Source organism: Bradyrhizobium sp. Pha-3 (assembly GCF_042258325.1).
In the GTDB taxonomy this organism is placed as follows: Bacteria; Pseudomonadota; Alphaproteobacteria; order Rhizobiales; family Xanthobacteraceae; genus Bradyrhizobium; species Bradyrhizobium elkanii.
In genome coordinates this window covers 8,928,359-8,953,819 of the sequence record NZ_CP170151.1, presented here as the reverse complement: position 1 = coordinate 8,953,819, position 25,461 = coordinate 8,928,359, and the positions used below count along the sequence as shown (strand labels likewise).

Here is a 25,461-nt window from a genome sequence, read left to right as displayed (position 1 = left end):
CGAAGACCGAACCCGAGACCGAAGAACAGGAATTTCGCATGATCGGCGCGCTCGCCCGCAAGTTTTTCGGCTCCGCCAACGACCGTCGGGTCAAGGGGTATCAGTCCCGAGTCAACGCCATCAACGCGCTGGAGCCCGAGCTCGTCAAACTGACGGACGATCAGCTCAAGGCCCGCACCGCCGAATTCAAGCAGCAGCTCGCCAGCGGCAAGACGCTCGACGACATCCTGGTTCCGGCCTTCGCCACGGTGCGCGAGGCGGCCAAGCGGACGCTCGGCCAGCGCCATTTCGACGTTCAGCTGATCGGCGGCATGGTGCTGCACGAGGGCGACATCGCCGAGATGAAGACCGGCGAAGGCAAGACGCTGGTTGCGACGCTCGCGGTCTACCTCAACGCGCTCGCCGGCAAGGGCGTCCACGTCGTCACCGTCAACGACTACCTCGCCCGCCGCGACTCCGGCTGGATGGGCCAGATCTATGCCTTCCTGGGGCTGACCACCGGCGTGATCGTGCATGGCCTCGACGACGCCGAGCGCAAGGCCGCCTATGCCTGCGACATCACCTACGGCACCAACAACGAATACGGCTTCGACTATCTGCGCGACAACATGAAGTACCGCCTGGAGGACATGGTCCAGCGCGAGCACTTCTATGCAATCGTCGACGAAGTGGACTCGATCCTGATCGACGAGGCGCGCACGCCGCTGATCATCTCCGGCCCGCTCGACGACCGCTCGGATTTCTACAACACCATCGACACCTTCATGCCGAAGCTCGCCAAGAAGGACGACTACGAGGTCGACGAGAAGCAGCGCACGGTGACGCTGACCGAAGGCGGCATGGAGAAGCTCGAGAACCTGCTGCGCGACGCCGGCCAGCTCAAGGGCGACTCGCTGTACGACGTCGAGAACGTCTCCGTCGTGCATCACGTCAATCAGGCGCTGCGCGCGCACACGCTGTTCACGCGCGACAAGGACTACATCGTCCGCGACGACGAGGTCATCATCATCGACGAGTTCACCGGACGCATGATGCAGGGCCGCCGCTATTCGGAAGGCCTGCACCAGGCGCTGGAAGCCAAGGAGCACGTCACGGTCCAGCCCGAGAACCAGACGTTGGCCTCGATCACCTTCCAGAACTATTTCCGGATGTACCAGAAGCTGTCCGGCATGACCGGCACGGCGCTGACCGAAGCCGACGAACTGTTCGACATCTACAAGCTCGAGGTCGTGGAGATCCCGACCAACCTGCCGGTGGCGCGCCTCGACGAGGACGACGAGGTCTACCGCACCCAGAACGAGAAATACGCCGCGATCCTTGCCGAGATCGAGCGCGCCAACAAGCGGCTGCAGCCGGTGCTGGTCGGCACGGCGTCGATCGAGAAGTCGGAAGTGCTGGCCGAGTACCTGAAGAAGCACGGCTACAAGCAGATCGACTTCACGTCCGAATCCGGCATGGAGAAGCTCTATGCCGCCGCGCGCGCCGGCAAGCCGGCAAAGCTGTTCGCGGTGCTGAACGCGCGCTTCCACGAGCAGGAAGCCTATATCGTCGCGGAAGCCGGCGTGCCGGGCGCGATCACGATCGCGACCAACATGGCCGGCCGCGGCACCGACATCAAGCTCGGCGGCTCGCTCGATATGCGGATCCAGCAGGAGACCGCAGGGATCACGGATGAAGCCGAGAAGGCCAAGAAGATCGAGCAGATCAAGGCCGACATCGAGCGCTTCCGCGAGATCGTGCTGAAAGCGGAAGAGGATTTCGAGGTCGAGCCCCCCAAGGGCAACAAGCCCGCGAAAACCGTGAAGAAGCCGGGCGGCCTCTACATCATCGGCTCCGAACGTCACGAATCCCGCCGGATCGACAATCAGCTGCGCGGCCGCTCCGGCCGTCAGGGCGACCCCGGCCGCTCGAAGTTCTTCCTGTCGCTGGAAGACGATCTGATGCGCATCTTCGGCTCCGACCGGCTCGACAGCATGCTGCAGCGGCTCGGCCTGCAGGAAGGCGAGGCCATCATCCATCCCTGGATCAACAAGGCGCTCGAGAAGGCGCAGCAGAAGGTCGAAGCGCGCAACTTCGACATCCGCAAGAACCTCTTGAAGTTCGACAACGTCCAGAACGACCAGCGCAAGGTGATCTTCGACCAGCGCGTCGACCTGATGAAGGACGACAGCGTGGTCGAGACCGTGACCGACATGCGCCATGCCTTCGTCGAGGACGTGGTCACCAAATACATTCCCGAGCACGCCTATGCCGAGCAGTGGGACACCGCGGGCCTCAAGGACGAGTTGAAGCGCGTGCTCGATGTCGATCTGCCGGTCGACGAATGGGCGAAGGAAGAGGGCATCGCCGACGAGGAGCTGCTGACCCGCATCGAGACCCATGTCGACGAGCGCATGGCGGCCAAGGTCGCGCAATGGGGTCCCGACGTGATGCGTTACGTCGAGAAGACCATCCTGCTGCAGACGCTCGACCATCTCTGGCGCGAGCACCTGATCATGCTCGACCATCTGCGCCAGGTGATCGGCCTGCGCGGCTATGGCCAGCGCGACCCGTTGCAGGAGTACAAGACCGAAGCCTTCAACCTGTTCCAGGAGATGAGCGCGCATCTGCGCGAGGCCGTCACCGCGCAGCTGATGCGGGTCGAGATCGTGCCGCCGGAAGAGCCGCCGCAGCCGCTGCCGCTGATGGAGGCGCACAAGCTCGATCCCAACACCGGCGAGGACGAGTTCGCGCAGGCCCGCCTGACGGAGGCGACCTACGCCCAGGCCTCGCTGGCGCCGGGGATGATTGCCACCGACCGCAATCCGAACGACCCCGCAAGCTGGGGCAAGGTCGGCCGCAACGAGGACTGCCCCTGCGGGTCAGGCAAGAAGTACAAGCACTGCCACGGGCGGTACGCGTAAGCCGTCGCAACGTCGGTGAGGCGGCGGGCGACTGGCCCGCCCGTCGAGCCGCAGCGCCTTCAGCCGGCGAAGGCCTTGTCGAGATCGGCGATCACGATCTTCTGCATCTTCAGCATCGCCTGCATCGCGCGGTCGGCTGCCTTGCGATCGGGGGCGCTGAGATAGCGGCCCAGCGCGGTCGGGATCACCTGCCAGGACAGGCCGAATTTGTCCTTGAGCCAGCCGCAGCGCGATTCCTGGCCGCCGTCGGTGAGCTTCTCCCAGAAGTAGTCCACCTGCTCCTGGGTCTCGACGCTCAGGAAGAACGACACCGCCTCGTTGAACTTGTGCTGCGGCCCGCCATTGAGCGCGTGGAACCGCTGCCCCTCGAGCTCGAAGGTCGCCATGAAATCGCTGACGGTCTCGATCTTGGCGTTCGGAAACACCGATTGGTAGAAGGCGACGGCATCGCGGACGTTGTTGTCGAGCCAGAGGAACGGCGTGATCGAAGTCATGACGGGGTGTCCTCGCTAATTGTCGATCCGGGGAACCTGCGCGACGACACGCGAAGGCTGCGCCGCAGGGCGCGCTCCAAGGACGCACCAAACCGCTGCATCCCGACATTTCCTGCCGGTCTTTTTTCGATGGGTTTCGATAGGGGCGGGCCGGCGCGGCCTTAATTCGCGCTGCCGATCAGGCTTTCCAGCAGGCGCTTGAGCTCGGTGGTCGACTTGTCGCCATAGCTCTCGACGATGTGCTCCTCCTGGCTCACCGCGAGCGAGTTGAGCCGCCGGCACAGCGCCTTGCCGCGGTCGGAGACGAACATCAGCACCTTGCGGCGATCCTTGGGATCCTGGACGCGGTAGACCAGCGCGTCCGACACCATGCGGTCGATCATCTTGGTCAGCGTCGGATGGTTGAGCAGCACAGCATCCGCAAGCTCGCCCATCGAATGGCCGTTGCCGTCGGACAGCACTTTCAGGATGCGCCACTGCTCGACCGGCACGCCTTCCTTGGCCAGCCGCGTCTCCAACTGCCGGTTGATCTCCCGGTTGGCTTGCGCGAGCAGGTAGGTGAGGTGTTCGGTGATCGGGGAATTTTCTTTCGGCGGTTTAGCCACGGCGTGAGACCTGGTTCCTGACCCGGTGAATGAATGTCCGGCAACTCATGCCGTTTCTATATGCACTTCAATTGTTGAATATTCAATATTTTCCCCTAGGATATTCCCCCAACCAAAGGGCGGATGCCGTGACCGCCCGCTGGCTGCGTTGCGTACTGCTTCCCAGACAGGAGTTGGCGTGCTCTCGACGGTCTCTTTCCAGGCGTATGGCGGCTTGCCCGTCCCGCCGCCGCACCTGTTTCGAAGTCCGTCATCCTGTGCGGCCGATGTCGCTTTGACCGTCAAGCCGGGCTCCTCGCGCCGCGGCGGCACCGACAGCAAGCTTCGGATCGGCAATTTCATCACCTTCTCCGGCGCGCCCGGGATCTGGGGGCCGATCTCCGCCAACAGCGTCATGCTCGCGGTCGCCGAGATCAACCGCCGCGGCGGCATCCGCGGCCGCGAGGTCGAATTGTCGATGTACGACGCCGGCGGGCCCATCGAGGAGGTGGTGCGCCGCGCCGAACGGGCGATCGCGTTCGACGAGATCGACGTCATCATGGGCTCACATATCTCGGCGGTGCGCCTCGCGCTGCGCAAGGTCACAGCCGGCCGCATCCCCTATGTCTACACGCCGGTCTATGAGGGCGGCGAGCGGACGCCGGGGGTGATGGCGATCGGCGAGACGCCGCGCGCGGAGAGCCGGCCGGCGATCCACTGGCTCACCGAGGTCAAGAAGGCGCAGCGCTGGTATTTGATCGGCAGCGACTATGTCTGGCCCTGGCAATCGCATCGCGCGGTGAAGCGTTACATCAAGGAGGCCGGCGGCCATGTCGTCGGCGAGGAATTCGTCCCGCTCGGCGAGGACAATCACGAGCCGCATCTGGCGCGGATTCGCGCCGCCAAGCCCGACGTCGTGCTGATCACCCTGATCGGCACCGACAGCATCACCTTCAACCGCGCCTTCGCCGAGGCCGGGCTTGCGGCGACCACGCTGCGTTACGCCGGCGCGATGGACGAGACCGTGATGCTCGGCATCGGGCCGGACTCGACCGAGAACCTGTTCTGCGCCTCCGGCTATTTCGGCTGCGTCGATTCGCGCGCCAATGACGACTTCCGGACCAGCTACCGCGCGATGTTCGGCGCGCATGCGCCGCCGATCGGCTCGGTCGGGCAGTCCAATTATGAGGGGATGCGCTTTCTCGAGGCGGCGGCCAATCAGGCGCGCTCGCTGTCGATCGGACCGTTGTCCGCCGCAGCGCACAACCTCGTCTACAACGGCGCCCGCGGCACCGTCACCATCCGCGACGGCCGCGCCGAAATGCCGATCTATCTTGCCGAGGCCGACGGTCTCGACTTCAATGTGATCAGGACGATCTAGATGGACCGGGCGATGCCGCGCTCGCCGCGCGGCTTGCCGGTGCCAGACAGGAGCAGGTGTGCATTCGACGCCCTACGTCATGGCCCGAACCTCGAGCAACAGGTATGGCGGCCTTCCATGCCCGCCATCCCTGCTGTTCCGGAACCTGACGTCGGCGCGGTCCGATCGGGTGTTTTCCCCGATGGATCGGGACGGTTTCGGTCCGCGCGGTGCGCGCAGCCGGCTGCGGATCGCCGGCTTCGTCTGCTGCACCGGCTCGCCCGGGATGTGGGGACCGGCCGCGACCTCGAGCGCGCAGCTTGCCGTCGCCGACATCAACCGGCGCGGCGGCATCCTCGGCCGCGAGATCGAGTTCTCGGTCTATGACGCCGGCGGACCGATCGAGGAGGTGCTCGACCGCGCCGAGCAGGCGATCGCGTCCGACGACGTCGATCTCATCATGGGCATGCACACCAGCGCGGTGCGCGTCGCGCTGCGCGGCCTCATCACCCGCAGCAAGATCCCCTACATCTACACGCCGGTCTATGAGGGCGGCGAGCGGACGCCCGGCGTCATCGCGATCGGCGAGACGCCGCGCTGGCAGAACCGGCCGTCGATCCACTGGCTGGCCGAGGCGAAGCGCGCCTCGCGCTGGTACCTGATCGGCAGCGACTATGTCTGGCCATGGCAGTCGCACCGCGCGGTGAAGCGTTACATCAAGGAGACCGGCGGCCAGGTGGTCGGCGAGGAGTTCGTGCCGGTCGGCGAGGACAATCACGAGGCGCAGCTGGAACGCATCCGTGCTGCGAAGCCCGATGTCGTGCTGATCTCGCTGATCGGTACCGACAGCGTGACCTTCAACCGCGCCTTCGCCGATGCCGGCCTTGCCGCCACCACGCTGCGCTTTGCCGGCTGTTTCGACGAGACCGCGCTGCTCGGCATCGGCGCCGACAAGACCGAGAACCTGTACTGCGCCTCCGGCTATTTCCCCTCCGTCGGCTCGCAGGCCGGCGACGATTTCAGGGAGCGCTATCGCGCGATGTTCGGGGCGTTCGCGCCGCCGGTCGGCTCGTGCAGCGAGTCCGCCTATGAAGGGTTCTGTTTGCTCGAGGCCGCCGCCAACCGCGCCGGCACGCTGGACATGCGGCCGCTGCTCGCGGCGGCGGACAACCTCGTCTATCGCGGCCCGCGCGGTCCGGTCACGGTGCGCAGCGGCCACGCCCGGATGCCGATGTATCTTGCCGAAGCCGACGGCCTCGACTTCAGGGTGATCAAGCCGATCTGAGTCTTTCTTCACCTCTCCCGCTTGCGGGGTCGAGACCAGCGGAGCTGGCTCTTAGGTCGTATTGCATCGAAGATGCAATACGGGTGGGGGTTCTCTCCACGATATGACTCGCGGTGCCACCCCCACCCCAACCCTCCCCCGCAAGCGGGAGAGGGAGCCTTACGAAATAATACTTGAAAAGGAAAATATTTCCGTTTTCAATACAGCGACGAGGTGAGCGGTTCGCGCGGGCAACGCGCCGCTGCACCCTGCGTCGAGGGATCAAATCCAAAGATCAAAAGCTTCAGGAGAGCGCCGTGACCGTCGTCCTTCCCACGCCAACGCAACTTCGTGCCGTCGCCGAGCAGTGCGGCCTGTCACTGACCGATGAGGATGTGGCCTCGTTCCGCGGCCTGATGCAGGGCTCGATCGACGCCTACAACGTCATCGCCGCGATGCCGGACGAGCTGCCCAAGGTGAAATATCCTCGCACGCCGGGCTATCGCCCGTCGGCGGAGGAAAACCCGCGCAACGCCTGGTACTACAAGTCGACCGTGAAGGGCGCGGCCTCCGGCAAGCTCAAGGGCAAGACGGTGGCGCTGAAGGACAACATCATGCTGGCCGGCGTGCCGATGACGAACGGCTCGTCGACGCTGGAAGGCTATATCCCCGATTTCGACGCCACCATCGTCACGCGCATGCTCGATGCCGGCGCCGAGATCGCCGGCAAGACCCATTGCGAGCACTTCTGCCTGTCCGGCGGCAGCCACACCAACTCTTACGGAGCGGTGCACAATCCGCACAAGATGGGCTATTCGGCCGGCGGCTCGTCGTCGGGCTCCGGCGTCGTGGTCGCGCTCGGCGAGGTCGACATGGCGATCGGCGGCGACCAGGGCGGCTCGATCCGCATGCCGTCCTCGTTCTGCGGCACCTACGGCATGAAGCCGACCTGGGGCCTCGTGCCCTATACCGGCATCATGCCGATCGAGATCTTCGTCGACCACACCGGACCGATGACCGCGACGGTGGAGGACAACGCGCTGCTGCTCGAGGTGATCGCCGGCGACGACGGCTACGATCCGCGCATCAAGGCGCCCAAGGTCGAGGATTACACCAAGGCGCTGGGCAAAGGCGTCAAGGGCATGAAGATCGGCATCCTCAAGGAAGGCTTCGAGCAGCCGACCGCGGAGGCCGCGGTCAATGAAAGCGTGCGCGAGGCGGCCAAGCGTTTCAAGGATCTCGGCGCGTCGGTCGACACCGTGTCGATCCCGATGCACATGGTCGGCCCGGCGATCTGGACCCCGATCGGCACCGAAGGCCTGACCCAAACCATGATGTTCGGCGACGGCTACGGCCTCAGCCGCCCCGACCTCTATTCGACCTCGCTGATGGATTTCCATCGCGGCTGGCGCCGCCAGGCGGACTCGCTGTCGGAGACCACCAAGCTGTTCATGATGCTCGGCACCTACATCAACAACAATTTCGGTCCGCGCTTCTACGGCAAGGCGCTCAACATCTCCCGCCGCCTCACCGCGGCCTATGACAAGGCGTTCAAGGATTACGACCTGCTGCTGCTGCCGACCACGCCGATGAAGGCGCCGGCGTTGCCGGCGGCCAATGCCAGCCGCGAGGACTATGTCGCCCGCGCGCTCGAGATGATCACCAACACCGCGCCGTTCGACATCACCCATCACCCGGCGATGTCGCTGCCCTGCGGCATGGTCGACGGCCTGCCGGTCGGGTTGATGCTGGTCGGCCGGATGTTCGAGGAATCCACCATCTACAGCGCCGCGCACGCCTTCGAGCAGGCCGGCGACTGGAAGAAGATGTGAGGCGCCGCTTGTTGCAGACGCAGGCTGGATGGATCGAGCGCCATGGCTAGCACCTTTGCCGCGGCGTTCGAGATCGTGAGCTTCGGCGCGATTATCGTGCTGGTGGTGCTCGGGCTCGGCATCATCGCCAGCATGATGGGCATCTTCAACTTCGCGCAGGGCGAGTTCGTCCTGCTCGGGGCCTATGTCACCTATCTGGCCTACGCCCATGGCGCGCCGGTCTGGGTCGGCATGGTCGCCGCGCCCTTCGTGGTCGGCGCGATCGGTTTCGTGCTGGAGGCGCTGATCATCAGGCGCTTCTACGCCGCGCCGATCGTGGCGATGCTCGGCACCTATGCGCTCGGGCTGATCATACGCGAGAGCGTGCGCGGCCTGATCGGCGGCTTCTATCTCACTGTGCCGGAGCCGATCGGCGGCTCGATCGACCTCGGCTCGGTCCACATCTCGGCCTGGCGCTTCACCATCATCGTGATCACGCTCTTGGTGATGGGTGGCTGCTATCTCTTGCTGGCGCGCACCTCGTTCGGGCTTCGGGTCCGCGCCACGCTGGAGAATCCGGCGCTGGCCCGCGCGTCGGGCATCTCGACGCCCCTGATCTACGGGGCGACCTTCGCGTTCGGCGCGGCGCTCGCCGGGCTTGCCGGCGCGCTGATCGTGCCGGTGTTCAGTCTGTTTGCCGATCTCGGCATCCGCTTCCTGATCCAGGGCTTCGTCGCCGTGATGGTCGGCGGGGTCGGCTCCTTCATCGGCCCGGTCGCCGGCGCCGGTGTGATCGGCACGCTCAGCGCGGCGCTGCCATGGGTGATGTCTCCTGTTGTCGCCGACGTCCTCGTCTTCGTGCTCGCCATTGCCTTCATCAAATTCCGCCCGCAGGGCCTCATATCGGGAAAAGGGGTTTAGTCAGATGTTCGATCGCACCAATCTCACGCGCCGCCGCTTCATGAGCAATTTCGCTTTCGCGACCGGCGCGCTCGCGACCGGGGTCGGCAGCTGGGTGGTCAGGCCCGACTGGGCCAACGCCGCCGAGGGACCGATCAAGGTCGGCATCGCGACCGACCTGACCGGCCCGATCGCCTATGCCGGCAACGCCGACGCCAACGTCGCCAAGATGGTGATCAAGGAGATCAACGCCGGCGGCGGCCTGCTCGGCCGGCCGCTCGAGCTCTATATCGAGGATACCGCCTCGAACGAATCGGTCGCGGTCGGCAATGTCCGCAAGCTGATCCAGCGCGACAAGGTCGACATGGTGCTGGGCGGCATCACCTCGTCGATGCGCAACGCGATCAAGGATCCGATCGTGGCGCGCGGCAAGACGCTCTACATCTATCCGCAGCTCTACGAGGGCAAGGAGTGCACGCCCTATCTGTTCTGCACCGGCCCGACCCCGGCGCAGCAATGCGACACCTTCATTCCCTGGCTGATCAAGAACGGCGGCAAGAAGTTTGCGCTACCGAGCGCCAACTATGTCTGGCCGCACACGCTCAACGTCTACGCCCGCAAGGTGATCGAGTCGAACGGCGGCGAGGTGGTGTTCGAGGAATATTACCCGCTCGACCAGGTCGATTTCTCGGCCACCGTCAACCGCGTCATCTCCAACAAGGTCGACGTCGTGTTCAACACCGTGATCCCGCCCGGCGTCGGTCCGTTCTTCAAGCAGCTCTATGAAGCCGGCTTCCTCAAGAACGGCGGGCGGCTCGCCTGCGTCTACTATGACGAGAACACCCTCAACATCAATCAGGCCAACGAGATCGAGGGCCTGGCGAGCTGCCTCGACTATTTCAAGGTGCTGACCAAGGAGGATCCGTTCGACGCCAAGCTCCAGGCGGCCTATGAGAAGGATTTCCCCGGCAACTTCCTGTTCGCGGCCGGCAGCGCCGCCACCGGAACCTATCGCGGCCTCAAGCTGTGGGAAGCGGCGGTCAAGGAAGCCGGCAAGGTCGACCGCGACTCCGTTGCGGCCGCGCTCGACCACGCCAAGATCGCCGAAGGGCCGGGCGGACCCGCGGAGATGGTGCCGGGCAAGCGTCACTGCAAGATGAAGATGTACACCGCTGTTGCCAAGGGCGGGAACTATGAGATCGTGGCGCGCAGCGACGGTCTCGTTGATCCCAAGGAATGCTGAGCGATCAATGGTTGGAGCAAGAGAAGCTGTCGCACGCGTCGGTGAGGAACCAGATGTCGTGACGGGCGAGGGTGCACCGGCCGCAAGCGCGCCGGCGGGACGGGTATCGGCAGGATGGAAGGTCCTGCCGATCGTGGAAGGGCTGGTGCTGTTGATCGCACTGGTCCTGCCATGGGTGCTGCCGGACTATCTCACGGTGTTCGCCACCCGCGTCGTGATCCTCGCGTTGTTCGCACTGTCGTTCGACCTGGTGTGGGGCTATGCCGGCATCATGAGCTTCGGCCAGGCGCTGTTCTTCGGTGCCGCCGGCTACGGCGTGGCGCTGTTGGCACGCGATCTCAACGTCACGTCGATCCTCCTGATCCTGCCCGCCGGCACGCTGATCGGGCTCACCGCGTCGCTCTTGCTCGGCGGCTTCCTGCTGCTCGGGCGTTATCCCTCGAGCGTGATCTTCGTCTCGCTCGGCACCCTGACCGGCTCCTATGCCGCGGACCGGCTGGCGCGCGGCTGGTACTATCTCGGCGGCCAGAACGGCATCCCGTCGATCCCGCCGCTCACCCTCGGCAGCTACGAGTTCGAGGAGGGCCCGATCTATTACTACATGGTGCTCGGCATCCTCGTGGTCGTCTATCTGCTCTGCCGCTTCCTGGTGCGCTCGCAATTCGGGCTCGCGCTCGCGGGGCTGCGCGAGAACGAGCAGCGTATCGCCTTCTTCGGTTACAAGGCGCAGCACCTGAAGGCGATCATCTTCGCGGTCGGCGGCACCATCGCCGGCCTCGCCGGCAGCCTCTATGCCTTCCACGAGGGCTTCGTCTGGCCCAACATGCTGGGCGTCGTGTTCTCGACCCAGGTTGTGCTCTACGTCTTGTTCGGCGGCTCCGGCACGCTGATCGGCGCCGTGATCGGCACCGTGATCATCGAGGGCGTCAGCTTCTGGCTGTCGGACAACTACCGCGACGTCTGGCCGATCATCCTCGGCGTGCTGCTGCTGCTCGTCATCATGTTCCGCCCGCTCGGGCTGATCTCCTTCGTGCTCGGCGAGCGCGAGCGGGTCGGCGGTTTCGGCAAGGCCCCGAAGGAGACCGGCAATGCCGCTCCTTGAGGCGCAAGGGATCAGCAAGGTGTTCGGCAAGCTGACCGCGCTCGACGGTGCGGCGCTGACCGTCGGCGAGAACGAGTTCCACGGCCTGATCGGCCCGAACGGCTCGGGCAAGAGCACGCTGATGAAATGCGTCGCCGGCGCCGAGGTGCCGACTACTGGCAAGGTCTCCTTCGTCAACACCGACATCACCGCGTTCACGCCGACCGAGCGTGCCCGCGCCGGCATGAGCCTGAAGTTCCAGATCACCTCGGTGCTGCCGACGCTAACGCTGTACGACAACATCCTGCTGGCGCTGCAGGCGCACTGCTCGCTGTTCGATCTGGTGCTGTCGCGCACCCGCAAGAAGCTGCACGATCAGGTGATGACGATGCTGACCCAGTTCCGGCTCGCCGATCGCGCGCATGATGCCGCCGCGGCCTTGTCGCACGGCCAGCAGCAATGGCTCGAGATCGCGATGGCGCTCGCCGGCAAGCCGCGGCTGTTGCTGCTGGACGAGCCGACCGGCGGCATGAGCCTCGAGGAGCGTCGCGTCACCGGCGAGCTGTTGCAGCCGATCAAGCAGCATTGCTCGCTCGTCATCGTCGAACACGACCTCGATTTCATCCGCGACATCTGCGATCGCCTCACCGTGCTCGACCAAGGCAAGGTGCTGGCTTCTGGGACGGTCGCGGAGATCCAGGCCAACAAAAGCGTCCAGGAGATCTATCTTCGCCGTGCCTGAGCAAACCTTCCTCGATATCCGGCATCTCGATGCCGGTTATGGCCGCAGCCAGGTCCTGTTCGATGTCAACATCGGCATTCCCTGGCGCGGCGGCGTCGCCGTGCTCGGCCGCAACGGCGCCGGCAAGACCACGCTGATGAAGACCATCGTCGGCGAGCTCGCAAGCTCGCAGGGTGAGTTGTTCTTCGACGGCCGCGACATCACGCGGCGCCGCACCGAGGAGCGGGTGCGCTCCGGCATCGGCTATGTGCCGCAGGAGCATTCGGTGTTCGCCCGCCTGTCGGTGCGCGACGACCTCGCGGTCGGCTCGCTGTTCAATCCGGATGCCAGCGCGGTCGATCGCGTGCTGGCCATCTTCCCGAAACTCGGCCAGCGCCTCGACCAGCCGGCCGGCACGCTGTCCGGCGGCGAGCGCAAGATGCTGGCGATCGGCCGCGCCATGCTCGGCAATCCAAAACTGCTGCTGCTGGACGAGCCGACCGAAGGCGTCTGGATCGGCGTGATCGAGGAGATCACTGAGCGGCTGATCGAGCTCGCGAAGAGCATCTCGGTCGTGATCGTCGAGCAGCATCTCGATCTCGCGCTGCGCGTCGCCGACTATGCCTATGTGCTGGACCGCGGCCGCGTCGCGCTGCAGGGCGGCGCGAGCGAGGTGCGGAGCGATCCGGAATTGCTGCGTTATCTGGCGCCGTAGCAGGCTTCAATGCGGCAGGCGGTCGGTCTTGCGGCCGATCACGCCGTCTCCCGGCGTCCGCGTCCGCCGTGCCGATCGCATCTCGCGACGCACATACCAGGCCGCGACCGAGCAGATCAGCCAGGCCAGCGATGCAGCGATGAAGGCGGCCGCGACGCTGCGATCCACCGTCAGCGAGAAGACGATGGCAAATGCCAGCATGCCGACCGCGCCGAGCGTTGCGCCCGCGGCATCGAGCGCCGCGGCCTGCTGCCCGCGCCATGTGCCGTCGAGGCCGGCGTTCCGCTTGCGGCGGATTTCATGCTTCTCGATCAAGGTCGCGCTGGCGCAGAAGATGGCGGGGAGTGCAAGAAAGGCGCCGCCGATATAGGCGCCGCAAGTGCTGCTGATCAGGCCGGTCAGGACGGTGACGCCGCCGCCGAGCACGAAGCGGATCAGATATTCGGTCCAGCGGCTTTCCCTGAGCGAGGACAGTGAGACGCGGACCGGTGTCATGCCTGTCCTCCGCCAACGCCCAGCAAGCCGAACACGATTGCGAGCCAGACGATCAGCGCCAGCAATGTGGCGGGGGCAGCGCGGAGTTTCACGCGAATCAGCAGTTGGCAGACCACGAAGCTATAGACGGCCAGCGCAACGGCGCCGGCCATCATCGCGCGGCTCTGCAGGCCGGCGTAGTCGGCGCCGTGCTGATACACGGCGATGCCGAGGGTGGCGAGCGCGACCGACGGCGCCGCGCCGAACAGGCCGGCAAAGCTCTTCGGACGCAGAATGTCGCCCAGCATCGCGAAGGCCGACACCACGGCTCCGCCCACGAGAAAGCGGATGACATATTCGCTCATCGCGCCTTGCCCCGCGGCGGATCGTCACCGGGATAGCCGGTCCACAATCGCAGCAGCCGCTCGAGAACCACGCCGAGTCCAAATCCCGCGATTACGTCGCTCGTCCAGTGTGCGAGGACCATGATGCGTGTCAGCGAAAGGCCGACCGCGACGGACTGGATCACGCGGCGCGCGCCGGCGGGCAATGTCGCGGCCGCCGACGCCAGTGCGCCCATATGCAGCGCGTGGCCGGATGGAAAGGCGTCGTCGCGCTTGCCCGAGATCGGGATGCCATTGGCGTGGCCGGCCACGGTCAGGCGATCCGGGCGGGTCTGATTGAACAGCAATTTCAGGCCATGCGGCAGCAGCGACGCTGCGACCGTCACCAGCAGCGCGTGATTGCCGGCGCGCTCGAGCGAGGCGCCGCGCCCACGCGAGGCGAGCCACCCGGCGGCGGCGAGCGCAAGCAGGACCTTTTCGTCAGCGCCCCAGGTCAGTGTGCGGGCGATCTCTTCCGGCGCAGGTGCGGTGTTGCGGGCGATCGCACGCGCGATCATGGCGTCCGCCGCGGTCGGGCGAATGGTGATCGGGAAGGGGGCGCCTCGCTGGTGGCGTGCTCGAACTCTGGCTGTCGTAAACATGGTCAGGTTCCCATCCAACGCGCCAGCCGCGGCATGGGTCCAATAACGGGCGCGCAGGGCGTCGCCCGAAGGAACCAAATGCAGATCGATGGTCTTGAACTCTTGCCCGTCTCGACTTGATCCCGAGGCTTCACCCCGAGGTTTCGCGCGCCAACGGGAATGCAGGGCGGGCGATACATTGTAGTCAGGGAGAGGTGTCGATGACGGAGCCGGACGTTCGCAAGGGGATGCCGCCGGTCAAGCTTTCGCGCGATGAATTCGAGCGGCGCTACCGGAAGCGATTTGCCGATCCGGTTTTTCAATCCATGCAGACGGAGCTCGCGACGATCATCGCCGGTGCCTGGGACGCCTATCGTCATTCGCGCAAGGCGCCGGTTACCCGCAAGGCGGGCCCCGGATTTACCGATCCCGACTATGATCTCGCGGTCGATTGGCTGTCCGCGCGCGATGCCATCGATGAAGCGCAGCGCAGGCACGACGATCCAAACGAAACGCCGCATATCCTGCTGATCAACGGCTCCTCGCGCAGCGAGCACACTTGTCCCGGCGAGATGTCGAAAAGCTGGCGCATGGTCGAGATCGCCGAGTCCGCCTTCCGCGAGATGGGCCTCGCAGTCGATGTGCTCGATCTGTCGCGGCTGACGTCGGAGTTCGGCAGGGAAATTCATCCCTGCAAGTCCTGCGTGTCCACCTCGATGGCGCTCTGCCACTGGCCGTGCAGCTGCTATCCAAACTACTCGCTCGGGCAAGCCGACGACTGGATGAACGAGATCTATCCGCTGTGGGTGCGCGCGCACGGCATCATGATCATCTCGCCGGTCAACTGGTACCAGACGCCGACCGGACTCAAGGCGATGATCGATCGCCTGGTCTGCGCCGATGGCGGCAATCCCGATCCGACCTCAACCCACGGCAAGACCGTGAGCGAAGCCAAGGCGCTCGAACTCAAGGGCTGGCCATACCCCAAGCATTTGCGCGGCCGGCATTTCGGCATCGTGGTCCACGGCGACAGCGTCGGCGCGGAAACATGCCGCCGCTTTCTTGCGGACTGGCTCACCGACATGGAGTTGATCTCGGCCGGCGGCAGGGCCGAGATCGATGGCTATGTCGGCTACATGAAGCCCTATGCGACGTCGCATCGCGATCTCGACGAAGACAGGGCCTTTCAGGAACAGGTGCGCAATGTCGCGCTGGCGCTCGGCGCCGCCGTCGACCTCGCGCGCACCGGGCATCTGGAAGATCCCGGCAAGGGGCTTGAGGATCCGCAGCCGAAGTAGGGTTGGAATCCGGGTTCCAAAGGAACGAAGCGCCCCGGCTGCCCGTTAGGCCGCGGGAGGAAGTCACAATGCGCTATATTTCGATTGCAGCTCTTGTTGCTGCTGCCGTGATGAGCAGCGGTGCCGCGTTGGCGCAGCATTCCGGTACGCCATCGGAACAGAGCGCGTGCACGCGCGATGCACAGCGCTTCTGCCGGAAGGACCTCGGCAATGACGGTGCCGTGCAGAACTGTCTTCAGATGAAGCGGGCCAGCCTGAGCCGCAGCTGCAAGAAGGTCTTTGAGAGCCACGGCATGTAACCGTCGCTGCTACGGCGGGCCAGGACGGCAACTCTTCGCGCCGGCTTAGCGCGATGGCGTCCCGCCGATGTGTTCGACGAGGTGCGCGCGCGAGGGAGACGGCTCGAACCGGTCGGCGAAGTACTGCGTCTCGTGGACGACCAGCCCGTCGCGGAACTCCATGATGCTCACCGTGTAGGACGGGATGCCGTCATAGGTCAGCACGAACTCGGTGACCCAGAGATCGCCGCCGCCGATCATGCGCTGGATCGTGAAGCGCTTTGTGTTCGGCTGAACCGTCCGGCTCTGTTGAATGTTGCGCCGGCCGCGGATCCGCTCGCCCGATTGCGGATAATCGAGCACCGCATCCTCGTGGTAGATCTCGTGCTCGCGCTCGAAATCGCTGGCGTCCGACGCGTCCCAATGGCGCTGCAGGGCCGTGCGTACCGTGTGATCATCCATCGCGATCTCCCGGCTGTGCCCCGCGCATCATCTGACGATCGTCAGTGCGTGATTGGCGAGAGGAATGTGCCGGCCAAGGATTGCTGAGGCGGGCGACCGCTGTCTCCTGCCGTGTTGGTCGCGCCACACACGCGTCGTCCCGGCGAAGGCCGGGACCCATAACCACAGACGCTGATTGTTAAGCGCCGCTGGAACGACGAGTCCCTTCAACGACATCGGCCGCGGCGTATGGGTCCCTGCTTTCGCAGGGACGACGGCTGGAAATAGTTTGCGCTACAGCATCATTGCGACGAGCGGCAGCGAGCTGTCTTCGTGCAGAGGCGCCGCGCCTACTTCACCGCCGAGAAGCGGGTGTCGAACGAATTGGTCTGCACGACAGGCGCGGAGCCGGCGAGTTGGGTCGACGGCGTCGGGGCCGGTGCGGCGGCTGCGGCGGTGGTGACCTGCGGCTTCGGCGCGGGCTTGGCGGCCTGCTTCGGCTCAGCCTTGGGGGCGACGCGAACCACCGATTGCGGCTTGGCCTCGGCGACCTTCGGCTTGGCCGGTGCGGCAGCGACCGGAGCCGGGGGCGGTGCGGTCGTCTTGCTGGCGTCGGCGGTGCCGCCGATGCCGACCTTGCGGGCAAAGCTGGAGAAGAAGCCTTCGGATTTGTCAGAGGTGGATTTGTCAGAGGCGGATTTGTCGGACGCGTTCGCCGAGGCAATGCGGGTGCCGGCCGACGATGGGGTCGCGACCGGGGTCGACGACGTCGTCGCCACGACCGGCTCGTCCTGCTGGACCGCGAGATTGGGCTTCGGCGGATTGACCGTGCCGGGGATCGTGCCCGGCGCGCGTGCCAGCGACATCGACGCCAGCGCCTGGCTGTCGCCGCCTTCGGACAGGCCGGTGTTTCCTTCCGGAATCTTCGAGGCGAAGATCGCGTTCATGCCGCCGTCGATGCCGGTGTTGAGGCGCGCAACGGGCGTACCCTTGGACACCAGCTTGGCGGTGTCGGCGGCGTCGCGCTGCTCCTTCTCGTGCACGGCGCTCGCGATCTCCTCGGGGATCACATAGGCCGGGCACTTCGCGGAGGCGTCGAACACCGGATCGCGTGTCGCGCCCGGCGCCTTCACCGCGTCGAACACGTACTTCTTCTCGCAGAAATCGACCCTCGGCTCCTGCTTCGTCACTTCGAAATGATCATAGCCTTCCTTGATCATCTTCCAGAACGGCATGTTCGGATTGTTGCGGTGCTTGGCCATGTTCACCGGCGTCATCCGGAACGGATAGGCTTGCAGCTGGAACGCCTTCTGGCCGCCGAAGAAGGATTCGCGGCCGAGCGAGTAGATCTCGGCGATCTGCTCGTCGGTCATCGCGTAACAGCCGCGCGAGGAGCAGTCGCCATGCACCATCAGCTGCGAGCCGGTGCGGCCGAGCGCCTTGTCGAAGGCGTTGGGATAGCCGGTGTTGAACGACAGGTAATAGGCCGATTGCGGGTTCATCTGGCTCGGGTTGATCGAATAGAACCCTTCGGGCGCCTGGCGGTCGCCCTCGCGGACCTTCGGACCGAGATCGCCCGACCAGCGGCAGATCGGATAGGTCTTGAGCAGCGCGAACTGGCCGGAGCGGTTCTGCTTCCAGACCTCGAGCTCGGCCTCCTGCTTGAACAGCCGCACCAGGATCGGCGACTGCATGTCCATGTCCTTCTCGGTCATGGCGGCGACGAGCTTTGGCGGGACCGGCTGGTTGGCCTTGGCGTTCTGCGCGAGCGAGATCTGGTCGCTGTCACAACCGGCGAGCATGACGCCTGCGGCGAGGACCGCCGAGGTCAGAAGCGCGCGTACGAGCGTGCGATGAGTCAAGTCCGAACTCCACACCCACCGGGCGATTTTCGCGACCCCAACACGGCGAATATGCCCTGAAGCCATTGTGTAAAATATTAGCCTTCGACGACCCCTGCTCGCAACCTGAACCGGGGCGGACAGCCCTCACGGTAGCAGGCATGGTTCAAGGAACGTTAAAGACCCGGCTCGGGGCCCAATTAGGGCAAAATTGGTCGATTTGGGCGAAAAATCGGGCGGTTTGGATGCCTCAGCCGAGCTTGCGGCCGATATCGAGAAACTTCTGGCGCCGCTGCTTGCGAATCGCGTCCGGATCAAGATTTCGTAGGTCGTTGAGCGCCTGGGCGATGGCATCGCCCGTGGTCACGATCATCGCGGCAGGGTCGCGATGAGCGCCGCCCGAGGGCTCCTTCAGGATCTGGTCGATCACGCCGAAGCGCAGCATGTCCTGGGCGGTGATCTTCATGCTGTTGGCGGCTTCCTGCGCCTTGGTGCCGTCGCGCCACAGGATCGAGGATGCCGCCTCCGGCGAGATCACGCTGTAGATCGCGTGCTCCATCATCAGCACGCGGTTCGCCGTGGTGATGGCGATGGCGCCGCCCGACATGCCTTCGCCGGTGACGATCGCGACGTTGGGCACGCCGAGCGACAGGCAGGCGTCGGTCGAGCGCGCTATCGCCTCGGCCTGGCCGCGCTCCTCGGCGCCGATGCCGGGATAGGCGCCGGCGGAATCGACGATCGACAGCACCGGGATGCCGAACCGGTCAGCCATTTCCATCAGGCGCACCGCCTTGCGGTAGCCTTCGGGGCGCGCCATGCCGAAATTGTGCTTGATGCGGCTCTCGGTGGTGGCGCCCTTCTCCTGGCCGACCACGCAGATGCTCTCGCCGCGGAAGCGGCCGAAGCCGCCGACCAGGGCCTCGTCGTCGGCGAATTTGCGGTCGCCGGCCATCGGCGTGAATTCGGTGATCAGGCCGCCGATGAAATCGGTGAAGTGCGGTCGCTGCGGATGCCGCGCCACCAGCGTCTTCTGCCACGGCGTCAGATTGGAATAGAGCTCGGTGAGCGCCTGCGCCGCCTTGTCCTCGATCCGCGCGACCTCGTCGCCGATGTCGCTGCCGCTCGCGGCAAGCGCACGCAACTCGTCGATCTTGGATTCAAGCTCGGCGACGGGTTTTTCGAAGTCGAGATAGCTGCGCATCGGGTCGGGCATCAACTCAATATAGGGAAGATCGGTGCGAGGGGCGAAGCGGTTTCGGCGTTGGAAAGAGAAGCTTTGTAACTTCAAACGGTTAACGCGCATCCGGGTGGAATGCACGCTTCGGGATCGCAAGCAGGTGACGCTCTTTCTGCGGAGACGAAGCGGAAGTCAAGGCGGATTGCTCGTAGCCCGGATGAAGCGAAGCGCAATCCGGGGAGCTATATCGGCGGAAATACCATTCCCGGATTTCGCTGCGCTTCATCCGGGCTACGGATCCTAGCTAGGACTTCTCCGCCAACGGATGCAGGTCGCGGACCAGGCTCTTCAGCCGCTCCTCGACCACATGGGTGTAGATCTGGGTGGTCGAGATGTCGGTGTGGCCGAGCAGGGTCTGCACGATGCGCAGGTCCGCGCCATTGTGCAGCAGATGGCTGGCAAAGGCATGACGCAGCACGTGCGGGGACACCAGCCGCGGCGCAAGGCCGGAGGCGCCCGCAAGCTCCTTCAGGTCGCGGGCGAAATGCTGCCGGGTCAGATGGCCGCTCTCGCCGGAGGACGGAAACAGCCATTTCGACGGCGCGGCTTTCTTCGCCTTCGGCTGCATCACCTCCAGCGCCGCGAGATAGTCCGCCATCGCCTGGCGCGAGGCGTCGTTCAGCGGCACCAGCCGTTCCTTGTTGCCCTTGCCGCGCACCACGATCATCCGCGCATCGCGCCGCGCCGCGGAGACCGGCAGCGACACCAGCTCGGAGACGCGCAGGCCGGTGGCGTAGAGCACCTCGAGCAGGCAGTAGAGCCGCAGCGCGCGCAGCCGCTGCGCCGGCGAGACGTCGGTCTGGGTCAGCTCCTTGGCGCGGGTCAGCATGCGGTCGACGTCGGCAATCGACAGCACCTTGGGCAGGCCGCGGCCGCGCTTCGGGCCGGACAGGATCGCGGCCGGATCGTCGCTGCGGATCCGCTCGTTGAGCAGGAAGCGGTAGAGATGCCGCATCGCCGACAGCCGCCGCGCCACGCTGGTCGACTTGAATCCTCGAGTATCGAGATCGGCGAGGTACCCGCGCAGCGTCTCGGTGTCGGCGCTGGTGAAATCGGCGCCGGCATGGGCGAGGTAGTCGGAGAAATCGGTCAGGTCGCGCCGGTAGGCGTCGAGCGTGTTGGCGCCGGCGCCCTGTTCCGCGGCGAGCATGTCGAGGAACAACGCGGTCAGTTTGGCGTCGGAGGACTTGGCGAGGGTCTTGGCGGGATGTTTGGCAGCAGCGGGCATGCCAGAATCATAGCGCCTATTTCTTGAGGAACTTATCCGGCGGGATGGTCACCGTCATTTCCCGCGGTTTCGGGTGAACGAAATTCGCCAGCGCGAAGACGATGCCGTAGCCGATCCCGAAAATCACGGCGACGACCGTCAGGAAACGGAACAGGCTGGGCATGGAGGCGACTCGGGCGGCGAATTAACCAATGAAATCATCCAACATGTTCCCCGCGCGGTTGCAAGAGTCGCTGGTAAGGGTGTCGCCGGGGGTAGTATAGGTGGCTCGAATTCCGAACAATTCGTCCCAATATCCGAGCTTTTTGATGTCCGACGCAGCCGTACCGGCGCCCACCCACCCGACCCTGGAGGCCGACATCGCGGCCGTGCTGGGGACGCGATCGATCGTGCTGGTCGGCATGATGGGGGCCGGCAAGTCGACCATCGGCCGCCGGGTGGCGGCACGGCTCAAGCTGCCGTTCGCCGATGCCGACACCGAGATCGAGGCGGCGGCGCGGATGACGATCCCGGAGATCTTCGAGACCCACGGCGAGCCCTATTTCCGCGACGGCGAGGCGCGGGTGATCGCCCGCATCCTCGATAACGGCCCGATCGTGCTGGCGACCGGCGGCGGCGCCTTCATGCGCGAGGAGACCCGCAACCGGATCCGCGACCGCGCGATCTCGATCTGGCTCAAGGCCGACAGTGATATCATCATGCGCCGGGTGCGCCGCCGCGCCGATCGTCCGCTGTTGCACACCCCCGACCCCGAGGCGACCGTCAACCGCCTGCTCAGCGAGCGCGAGCCGGTCTACCGGAATGCCGATCTGACGATTGCCTCGCGCGACGTGCCGCACGACCGCATCGTCGACGAATGCCTCGAGGCCCTGCATGCGCATCTGTGCGGTGCGCGTCCGGCCGACGAGCCACCACCTGACGGATTGAACGCGACCTCATGACTGCGCCCTTGAGACATTCCGCCTCCGTTACCGTCGACGTCGCGCTGGGCGACCGCGCCTATGACATCGTCATCGGCCGCGACGTGCTGCAGTCGCTCGGCGAGCGTGTCGCGGCGCTGCGGCCCGGCGTGCGTACCGCCATTGTCACTGACCGCACCGTCGCGAAGCACTGGCTGGAGCCGACTGAGGCGTCGCTCGCCGCGGCAGGCGTGCCGACGTCGCGGATCGTCGTCGAGGAGGGCGAGGGTTCGAAGAGCTATGCCACGCTGACCGAGGTCAGCGAAGCGCTGATCGCGGCGAAGATCGAGCGCAATGACCTCGTCATCGCGCTCGGCGGTGGCGTGGTCGGCGATCTCGCCGGCTTCGCGGCCGCGATCCTGCGCCGCGGCGTCGATTTCGTGCAGGTGCCGACCTCGCTGCTGGCGCAGGTCGATTCCTCCGTCGGCGGCAAGACCGGCATCAACTCGCCGCAGGGCAAGAACCTGATCGGGGCATTCCACCAGCCGGTGCTGGTGATCGCCGACACCTCGGTGCTCGACACGCTGTCGCCGCGCCAGTTCCGCGCCGGCTACGCCGAGGTCGCGAAATACGGCATCCTCGGCGACGAGGCCTTCTTCGCCTGGCTCGAGAAGAACCACACCGACATCTTCGCCGGCGGCGCCGGGCGCGAGCACGCGATCGCAACCTCCTGCCGCGCCAAGGCGGGCGTCGTCTCGCGCGACGAGCGCGAGACCGGCGAGCGGGCGCTGCTCAATCTCGGCCATACCTTCGGCCATGCGCTGGAGGCCGCGACCGGCTTTTCGGATCGCCTGTTCCATGGCGAAGGCGTCTCGGTCGGCATGGTGCTCGCGGCGGAATTCTCGGCGCAGCTCGGCATGATCTCGTCCGATGATGCGGGGCGCATCGCGCATCATCTGTCCGCGGTCGGATTGCCGACGCGCCTGCAGGATATCGCAGGCTTCGCGCAGGAAGGTCTTGCCGACGCCGACGCGCTCCTGGCGCTGATGGCGCAGGACAAGAAGGTCAAGCGCGGCAAGCTCACCTTCATCCTGCTGGAGGCCGTCGGCCGCGCCGTGATCGCCAACAATGTCGAGCCGCAGCCGGTGCGCGACTTCCTGCAAGCCAAGCTGAAGGCCTAGAGCGGGATGACGCTTCTTCGGATCGTCATCCCACTCTATCTCTTTGATTTGAGCATGATCGTTTCGGAAAACCGCGACGCACTTTTCCGGATCATGCTCTAACCACGGATCAATTCAGTGGGATGGTTTACCTTCTCGATCGTGCTGCTCTGTCTGTTCATCTCGGCGTTTTTCGCGGCGAGTGAGACGGCGCTGACCGGCGCCTCGCGCGCCAGCATGCTGCGGCTGTCGAAGCAGGGCAACACCGATGCCGGCGTGGTGTCGAAACTGTTCAACATGCGCGAGCGCATGATCGGCGCACTGCTGCTCGGCAACAACATCGCCAATATCGGCGCCTCGGCGCTGGCGACCGGCGTGTTCACCGCCTGGTTCGGCGATGTCGGCGTGCTCTATGCCACCGCGGTCATGACCGTGATGGTGGTGGTGTTCGCCGAGGTGCTGCCCAAGACCATCGCGATCAACGCGCCCGATCGCATCTCGCTTTTGGTCGCGCGGCCGATGCGGCTGACGATCTTCGTGCTTGGGCCGCTGCTCACCATCATCGAGACCATCGTGCTGGCGCTGATGAAGCTGCTCGGCATCAAGGTCGGGGCGCATCAGGCGGTGCTGTCGCCGACCGAACGCCTGCGCGGTGCGGTCGATCTGTTGCATCACGAGGGCAAGGTCGAGAAGCAGGACCGCGACATGCTCGGCGGCTTGCTGGATCTCAGCGAGCTGCAGGTCTCCGACGTCATGGTCCATCGTACCGAGATGACCATGGTCAACGCCGACCTGCCGCCCGAGGAGCTGGTGCGCGAGGTGCTGGCGAGCGAATACACCCGCATCCCGCTGTGGCGCGAGAAGCCGGAGAACATCGTCGGCGTGCTCCACGCCAAGGACCTGCTGCGCGCGATGCGCGCCAACGACGGCGACATGTCCGCGATCGATGCCACCGCGATCGCGCTGCCGCCCTGGTTCGTGCCGGAGATGCGTCCGGTCTCCGAACAGCTGAAGGCGTTCCGCCGCCGCAAGACCCACTTCGCCCTCGTGGTCGACGAGTATGGCGAGGTCGAAGGCATGGTGACGCTGGAGGACATCCTGGAGGAGATCGTCGGCGATATCTCCGACGAGCATGACGTCGTCGTCGCCGGCGTGCGGGCCCAGCCGGACGGCTCGGTCGTGGTCGACGGCTCGGTGCCGATCCGCGATCTCAACCGTGCGATGGACTGGCGCCTGCCGGACGAGGAGGCGACCACGGTCGCCGGGCTCGTGATCCACGAGGCGCGCTCGATCCCGGAGCGTGGCCAGAGCTTCACCTTCCACGGCTTCCGCTTCCGCGTGCTCCGCCGCGAGCGCAACCGCATCACCGCGCTGCGCATCGTCGCCGTCCCGCGCGAGACCGAGCTGGAGGAGAAGAAGCCGAAGCGGGCGGGGACGGCGTTCTAGCGCTGGGCGGCAAGCGCAGATCCGCCACCGTCACCCTGAGGAGCCGCGACGTCTCGAAGGGTCGACGGCCATCGGCCGGGCTGTGCATCCTTCGAGACGCGCTGCGCGCTCCTCCAGCGACAAAGGCGCAGCCTTTGCGCGGGGATGACGGATTTGATGGATGTGCCTCGCTACTCGATATCAATCGAGATACCCGACAGTTTCCACGCGCCGTCGGAGGGGATGAAGCCGAGCTGATACTTCACCTGCTTGGGCGTGGTGTCGAAATGCCCCTTCAGCCGCAGCACGCCCTTGTCGTCGACCTTGGCGTCCTCATCGAGCACGATCGGCTTGGCCACCACGGCGTCGAACACCGCATGCTTGTCGACCAGATCCTTGAAGATGGTCTTGAGCTTGTCCGGCGGAAACTGGTCGCGGAACGGCTTTGAGATCTTGGCGTGGAACACGGTGAAATTGTTCGCCGCCACCGCATCGTTGAGCGAGACCAGGATGCTCTTGACCAGCACCTCCTGGACGAACGGGCTCGGCATGTCCAGCGCCGAGGCCGGACGCATCGCGCAGATCAGGAGCAGGCCGGCGGCGGTGACGATCGACCGGAAACGTGGCCAGCAAGGGATCATCAATGGCCCCATATCATGCGTGGCGGTGCAATCCGTAGTTTCACCTGCTCACCTGTGGAGCAGGTCCATCCTGTTCTCATAAAGGAAAACCACCGCTTCGTCTTGAGGCAAGCGCGCACTAGCGCGGCTTTTCCCCGGGGCCGTGGGCGTGGATCGCCAGCGCGTGCACCGAGCCGGCGAGTTCCTGCGCCAGCGTCGCATTTATCATGCGATGGCGTTCGATCCGGCTCTTCCCTTCGAAGGCCGGAGACACAATATATACCCGAAAATGCGTCTCCCCGCCTGGCCTGTGGCCGGCGTGGCCCTCATGCAGATGTGACTCGTCGACGACGTCGAGGCTTTCCGGCAAGAAAGCTTCACGCAACTTGTTTATGATAGCGTCTTTGGTGCTCATAGCGGCGGAGTTAGGTTCGCGACAGCTTTTCGTCAATGGTGCAAGCGGGAAACGAGGTCTGCGCAATGTCAAGACTTGAAGATTTGTGCATTGCGTAGTCAAAGA

At 65.3% G+C, this 25,461-nt stretch carries 26 protein-coding genes; 14 read left to right on the top strand and 12 right to left on the bottom strand.

Features of this window, described 5'->3' with window-relative positions:
* Window positions 1-38 precede the first annotated feature (38 nt).
* On the top strand, window positions 39-2,903 hold the full coding sequence (gene secA / locus ACE10X_RS42750; RefSeq protein ID WP_038387044.1) for a preprotein translocase subunit SecA: 2,865 nt from the start codon (window positions 39-41) through the stop codon (window positions 2,901-2,903).
* Window positions 2,904-2,962: 59 nt separating this feature from the next.
* Here secA and ACE10X_RS42745 read toward each other — a convergent pair whose 3' ends face one another.
* Together ACE10X_RS42745 and ACE10X_RS42740 are read right to left on the bottom strand one after the other, a co-directional pair.
* Window positions 2,963-3,397 (bottom strand): VOC family protein, encoded by a 435-nt coding sequence (locus ACE10X_RS42745; protein ID WP_038387043.1) that lies wholly within the window; start codon window positions 3,395-3,397, stop codon window positions 2,963-2,965.
* A gap of 161 nt (window positions 3,398-3,558) precedes the next feature.
* Complete coding sequence (locus ACE10X_RS42740; RefSeq protein ID WP_038387042.1) at window positions 3,559-4,002, bottom strand: MarR family winged helix-turn-helix transcriptional regulator; 444 nt, start codon at window positions 4,000-4,002, stop codon at window positions 3,559-3,561.
* A 178-nt stretch (window positions 4,003-4,180) separates the two neighbouring features.
* On the opposite strand from ACE10X_RS42740, the gene ACE10X_RS42735 reads away from it, so the two are divergent.
* The 8 genes from ACE10X_RS42735 to ACE10X_RS42700 all read left to right on the top strand — a co-directional run bounded on the left by ACE10X_RS42735 (window position 4,181) and on the right by ACE10X_RS42700 (window position 13,076).
* On the top strand, window positions 4,181-5,362 hold the full coding sequence (locus ACE10X_RS42735) for a substrate-binding domain-containing protein (RefSeq protein ID WP_375763844.1): 1,182 nt from the start codon (window positions 4,181-4,183) through the stop codon (window positions 5,360-5,362).
* A 79-nt stretch (window positions 5,363-5,441) separates the two neighbouring features.
* Entirely contained in the window at window positions 5,442-6,626 is a 1,185-nt protein-coding gene (locus ACE10X_RS42730; RefSeq protein ID WP_038387040.1) for a substrate-binding domain-containing protein, read from the top strand.
* A gap of 296 nt (window positions 6,627-6,922) precedes the next feature.
* Window positions 6,923-8,437 carry an amidase gene (locus ACE10X_RS42725; protein WP_375763843.1) on the top strand — a complete coding sequence of 505 codons (1,515 nt, stop codon included), beginning with the start codon at window positions 6,923-6,925 and terminating at the stop codon, window positions 8,435-8,437.
* Window positions 8,438-8,479: 42 nt separating this feature from the next.
* Window positions 8,480-9,337 (top strand): branched-chain amino acid ABC transporter permease, encoded by an 858-nt coding sequence (locus tag ACE10X_RS42720; protein WP_038387038.1) that lies wholly within the window; start codon window positions 8,480-8,482, stop codon window positions 9,335-9,337.
* Window positions 9,338-9,341: 4 nt separating this feature from the next.
* Complete coding sequence (locus ACE10X_RS42715; protein WP_028337305.1) at window positions 9,342-10,559, top strand: substrate-binding protein; 1,218 nt, start codon at window positions 9,342-9,344, stop codon at window positions 10,557-10,559.
* A 7-nt stretch (window positions 10,560-10,566) separates the two neighbouring features.
* Entirely contained in the window at window positions 10,567-11,661 is a 1,095-nt protein-coding gene (locus tag ACE10X_RS42710; RefSeq protein ID WP_038387037.1) for an ABC transporter permease, read from the top strand.
* Complete coding sequence (locus ACE10X_RS42705; RefSeq protein WP_021081562.1) at window positions 11,648-12,382, top strand: ABC transporter ATP-binding protein; 735 nt, start codon at window positions 11,648-11,650, stop codon at window positions 12,380-12,382. Before ACE10X_RS42710 ends, ACE10X_RS42705 begins: the two co-directional genes overlap by 14 nt.
* Window positions 12,375-13,076, top strand: a complete 702-nt coding sequence (locus ACE10X_RS42700; protein WP_375763842.1) for an ABC transporter ATP-binding protein — start codon at window positions 12,375-12,377, stop codon at window positions 13,074-13,076. Before ACE10X_RS42705 ends, ACE10X_RS42700 begins: the two co-directional genes overlap by 8 nt.
* A gap of 6 nt (window positions 13,077-13,082) precedes the next feature.
* On the opposite strand, the gene ACE10X_RS42695 is transcribed toward ACE10X_RS42700, so the two are convergent.
* The 3 genes from ACE10X_RS42695 to ACE10X_RS42685 are packed head-to-tail and all read right to left on the bottom strand — an operon-like array spanning window position 13,083 to window position 14,535.
* Window positions 13,083-13,571 carry a DUF3147 family protein gene (locus tag ACE10X_RS42695; RefSeq protein ID WP_038387035.1) on the bottom strand — a complete coding sequence of 163 codons (489 nt, stop codon included), beginning with the start codon at window positions 13,569-13,571 and terminating at the stop codon, window positions 13,083-13,085.
* Entirely contained in the window at window positions 13,568-13,915 is a 348-nt protein-coding gene (locus ACE10X_RS42690; RefSeq protein WP_038387034.1) for a DUF3147 family protein, read from the bottom strand. Before ACE10X_RS42690 ends, ACE10X_RS42695 begins: the two co-directional genes overlap by 4 nt.
* Window positions 13,912-14,535 (bottom strand): phosphatase PAP2 family protein, encoded by a 624-nt coding sequence (locus tag ACE10X_RS42685; RefSeq protein WP_051003182.1) that lies wholly within the window; start codon window positions 14,533-14,535, stop codon window positions 13,912-13,914. The genes ACE10X_RS42690 and ACE10X_RS42685 overlap by 4 nt, the downstream gene beginning before the upstream one ends.
* A 200-nt stretch (window positions 14,536-14,735) precedes the next feature.
* Between ACE10X_RS42685 and ACE10X_RS42680 the strand changes: the two genes are divergently transcribed.
* Entirely contained in the window at window positions 14,736-15,812 is a 1,077-nt protein-coding gene (locus ACE10X_RS42680; protein WP_375763841.1) for a flavodoxin family protein, read from the top strand.
* 68 nt (window positions 15,813-15,880) lie between these two features.
* Window positions 15,881-16,111: a hypothetical protein gene (locus ACE10X_RS42675; protein WP_028337297.1), complete on the top strand. Its 231-nt coding sequence runs from the start codon at window positions 15,881-15,883 to the stop codon at window positions 16,109-16,111.
* Between the two features lie 45 nt (window positions 16,112-16,156).
* Here the strand turns inward: ACE10X_RS42675 and ACE10X_RS42670 are convergent, their stop codons facing one another.
* The 5 genes from ACE10X_RS42670 to ACE10X_RS42650 form a co-directional block, all read right to left on the bottom strand.
* Window positions 16,157-16,552 (bottom strand): nuclear transport factor 2 family protein, encoded by a 396-nt coding sequence (locus ACE10X_RS42670; protein ID WP_038387032.1) that lies wholly within the window; start codon window positions 16,550-16,552, stop codon window positions 16,157-16,159.
* A 329-nt stretch (window positions 16,553-16,881) separates the two neighbouring features.
* The gene (locus ACE10X_RS42665) at window positions 16,882-18,393 is read right to left on the bottom strand and encodes a murein L,D-transpeptidase family protein (protein WP_038387031.1); all 1,512 of its coding nucleotides are present in this window, start codon (window positions 18,391-18,393) and stop codon (window positions 16,882-16,884) included.
* Between the two features lie 229 nt (window positions 18,394-18,622).
* A complete protein-coding gene (locus ACE10X_RS42660) occupies window positions 18,623-19,585 on the bottom strand; it encodes an acetyl-CoA carboxylase carboxyltransferase subunit alpha (protein WP_038387030.1) in 963 nt (320 codons plus the stop codon).
* A gap of 268 nt (window positions 19,586-19,853) precedes the next feature.
* A complete protein-coding gene (gene xerD / locus ACE10X_RS42655) occupies window positions 19,854-20,837 on the bottom strand; it encodes a site-specific tyrosine recombinase XerD (RefSeq protein ID WP_051003248.1) in 984 nt (327 codons plus the stop codon).
* 16 nt (window positions 20,838-20,853) lie between these two features.
* Complete coding sequence (locus ACE10X_RS42650; RefSeq protein WP_016843561.1) at window positions 20,854-21,000, bottom strand: hypothetical protein; 147 nt, start codon at window positions 20,998-21,000, stop codon at window positions 20,854-20,856.
* 145 nt (window positions 21,001-21,145) lie between these two features.
* Between ACE10X_RS42650 and ACE10X_RS42645 the strand changes: the two genes are divergently transcribed.
* The 3 genes from ACE10X_RS42645 to ACE10X_RS42635 all read left to right on the top strand — a co-directional run bounded on the left by ACE10X_RS42645 (window position 21,146) and on the right by ACE10X_RS42635 (window position 24,342).
* Complete coding sequence (locus ACE10X_RS42645; RefSeq protein WP_038387778.1) at window positions 21,146-21,778, top strand: shikimate kinase; 633 nt, start codon at window positions 21,146-21,148, stop codon at window positions 21,776-21,778.
* Window positions 21,775-22,917 (top strand): 3-dehydroquinate synthase, encoded by a 1,143-nt coding sequence (gene aroB, locus ACE10X_RS42640; RefSeq protein WP_375763840.1) that lies wholly within the window; start codon window positions 21,775-21,777, stop codon window positions 22,915-22,917. Before ACE10X_RS42645 ends, aroB begins: the two co-directional genes overlap by 4 nt.
* Window positions 22,918-23,034: 117 nt before the next feature.
* The gene (locus ACE10X_RS42635) at window positions 23,035-24,342 is read left to right on the top strand and encodes an HlyC/CorC family transporter (RefSeq protein ID WP_028343265.1); all 1,308 of its coding nucleotides are present in this window, start codon (window positions 23,035-23,037) and stop codon (window positions 24,340-24,342) included.
* A 170-nt stretch (window positions 24,343-24,512) separates the two neighbouring features.
* Here the strand turns inward: ACE10X_RS42635 and ACE10X_RS42630 are convergent, their stop codons facing one another.
* Together ACE10X_RS42630 and ACE10X_RS42625 are read right to left on the bottom strand one after the other, a co-directional pair.
* Window positions 24,513-24,962, bottom strand: coding sequence for a hypothetical protein (locus ACE10X_RS42630; protein ID WP_038387780.1), 450 nt, complete (start codon window positions 24,960-24,962; stop codon window positions 24,513-24,515).
* Between the two features lie 118 nt (window positions 24,963-25,080).
* A complete protein-coding gene (locus ACE10X_RS42625) occupies window positions 25,081-25,356 on the bottom strand; it encodes a BolA family transcriptional regulator (RefSeq protein ID WP_028338206.1) in 276 nt (91 codons plus the stop codon).
* Window positions 25,357-25,461: the final 105 nt, after the last annotated feature.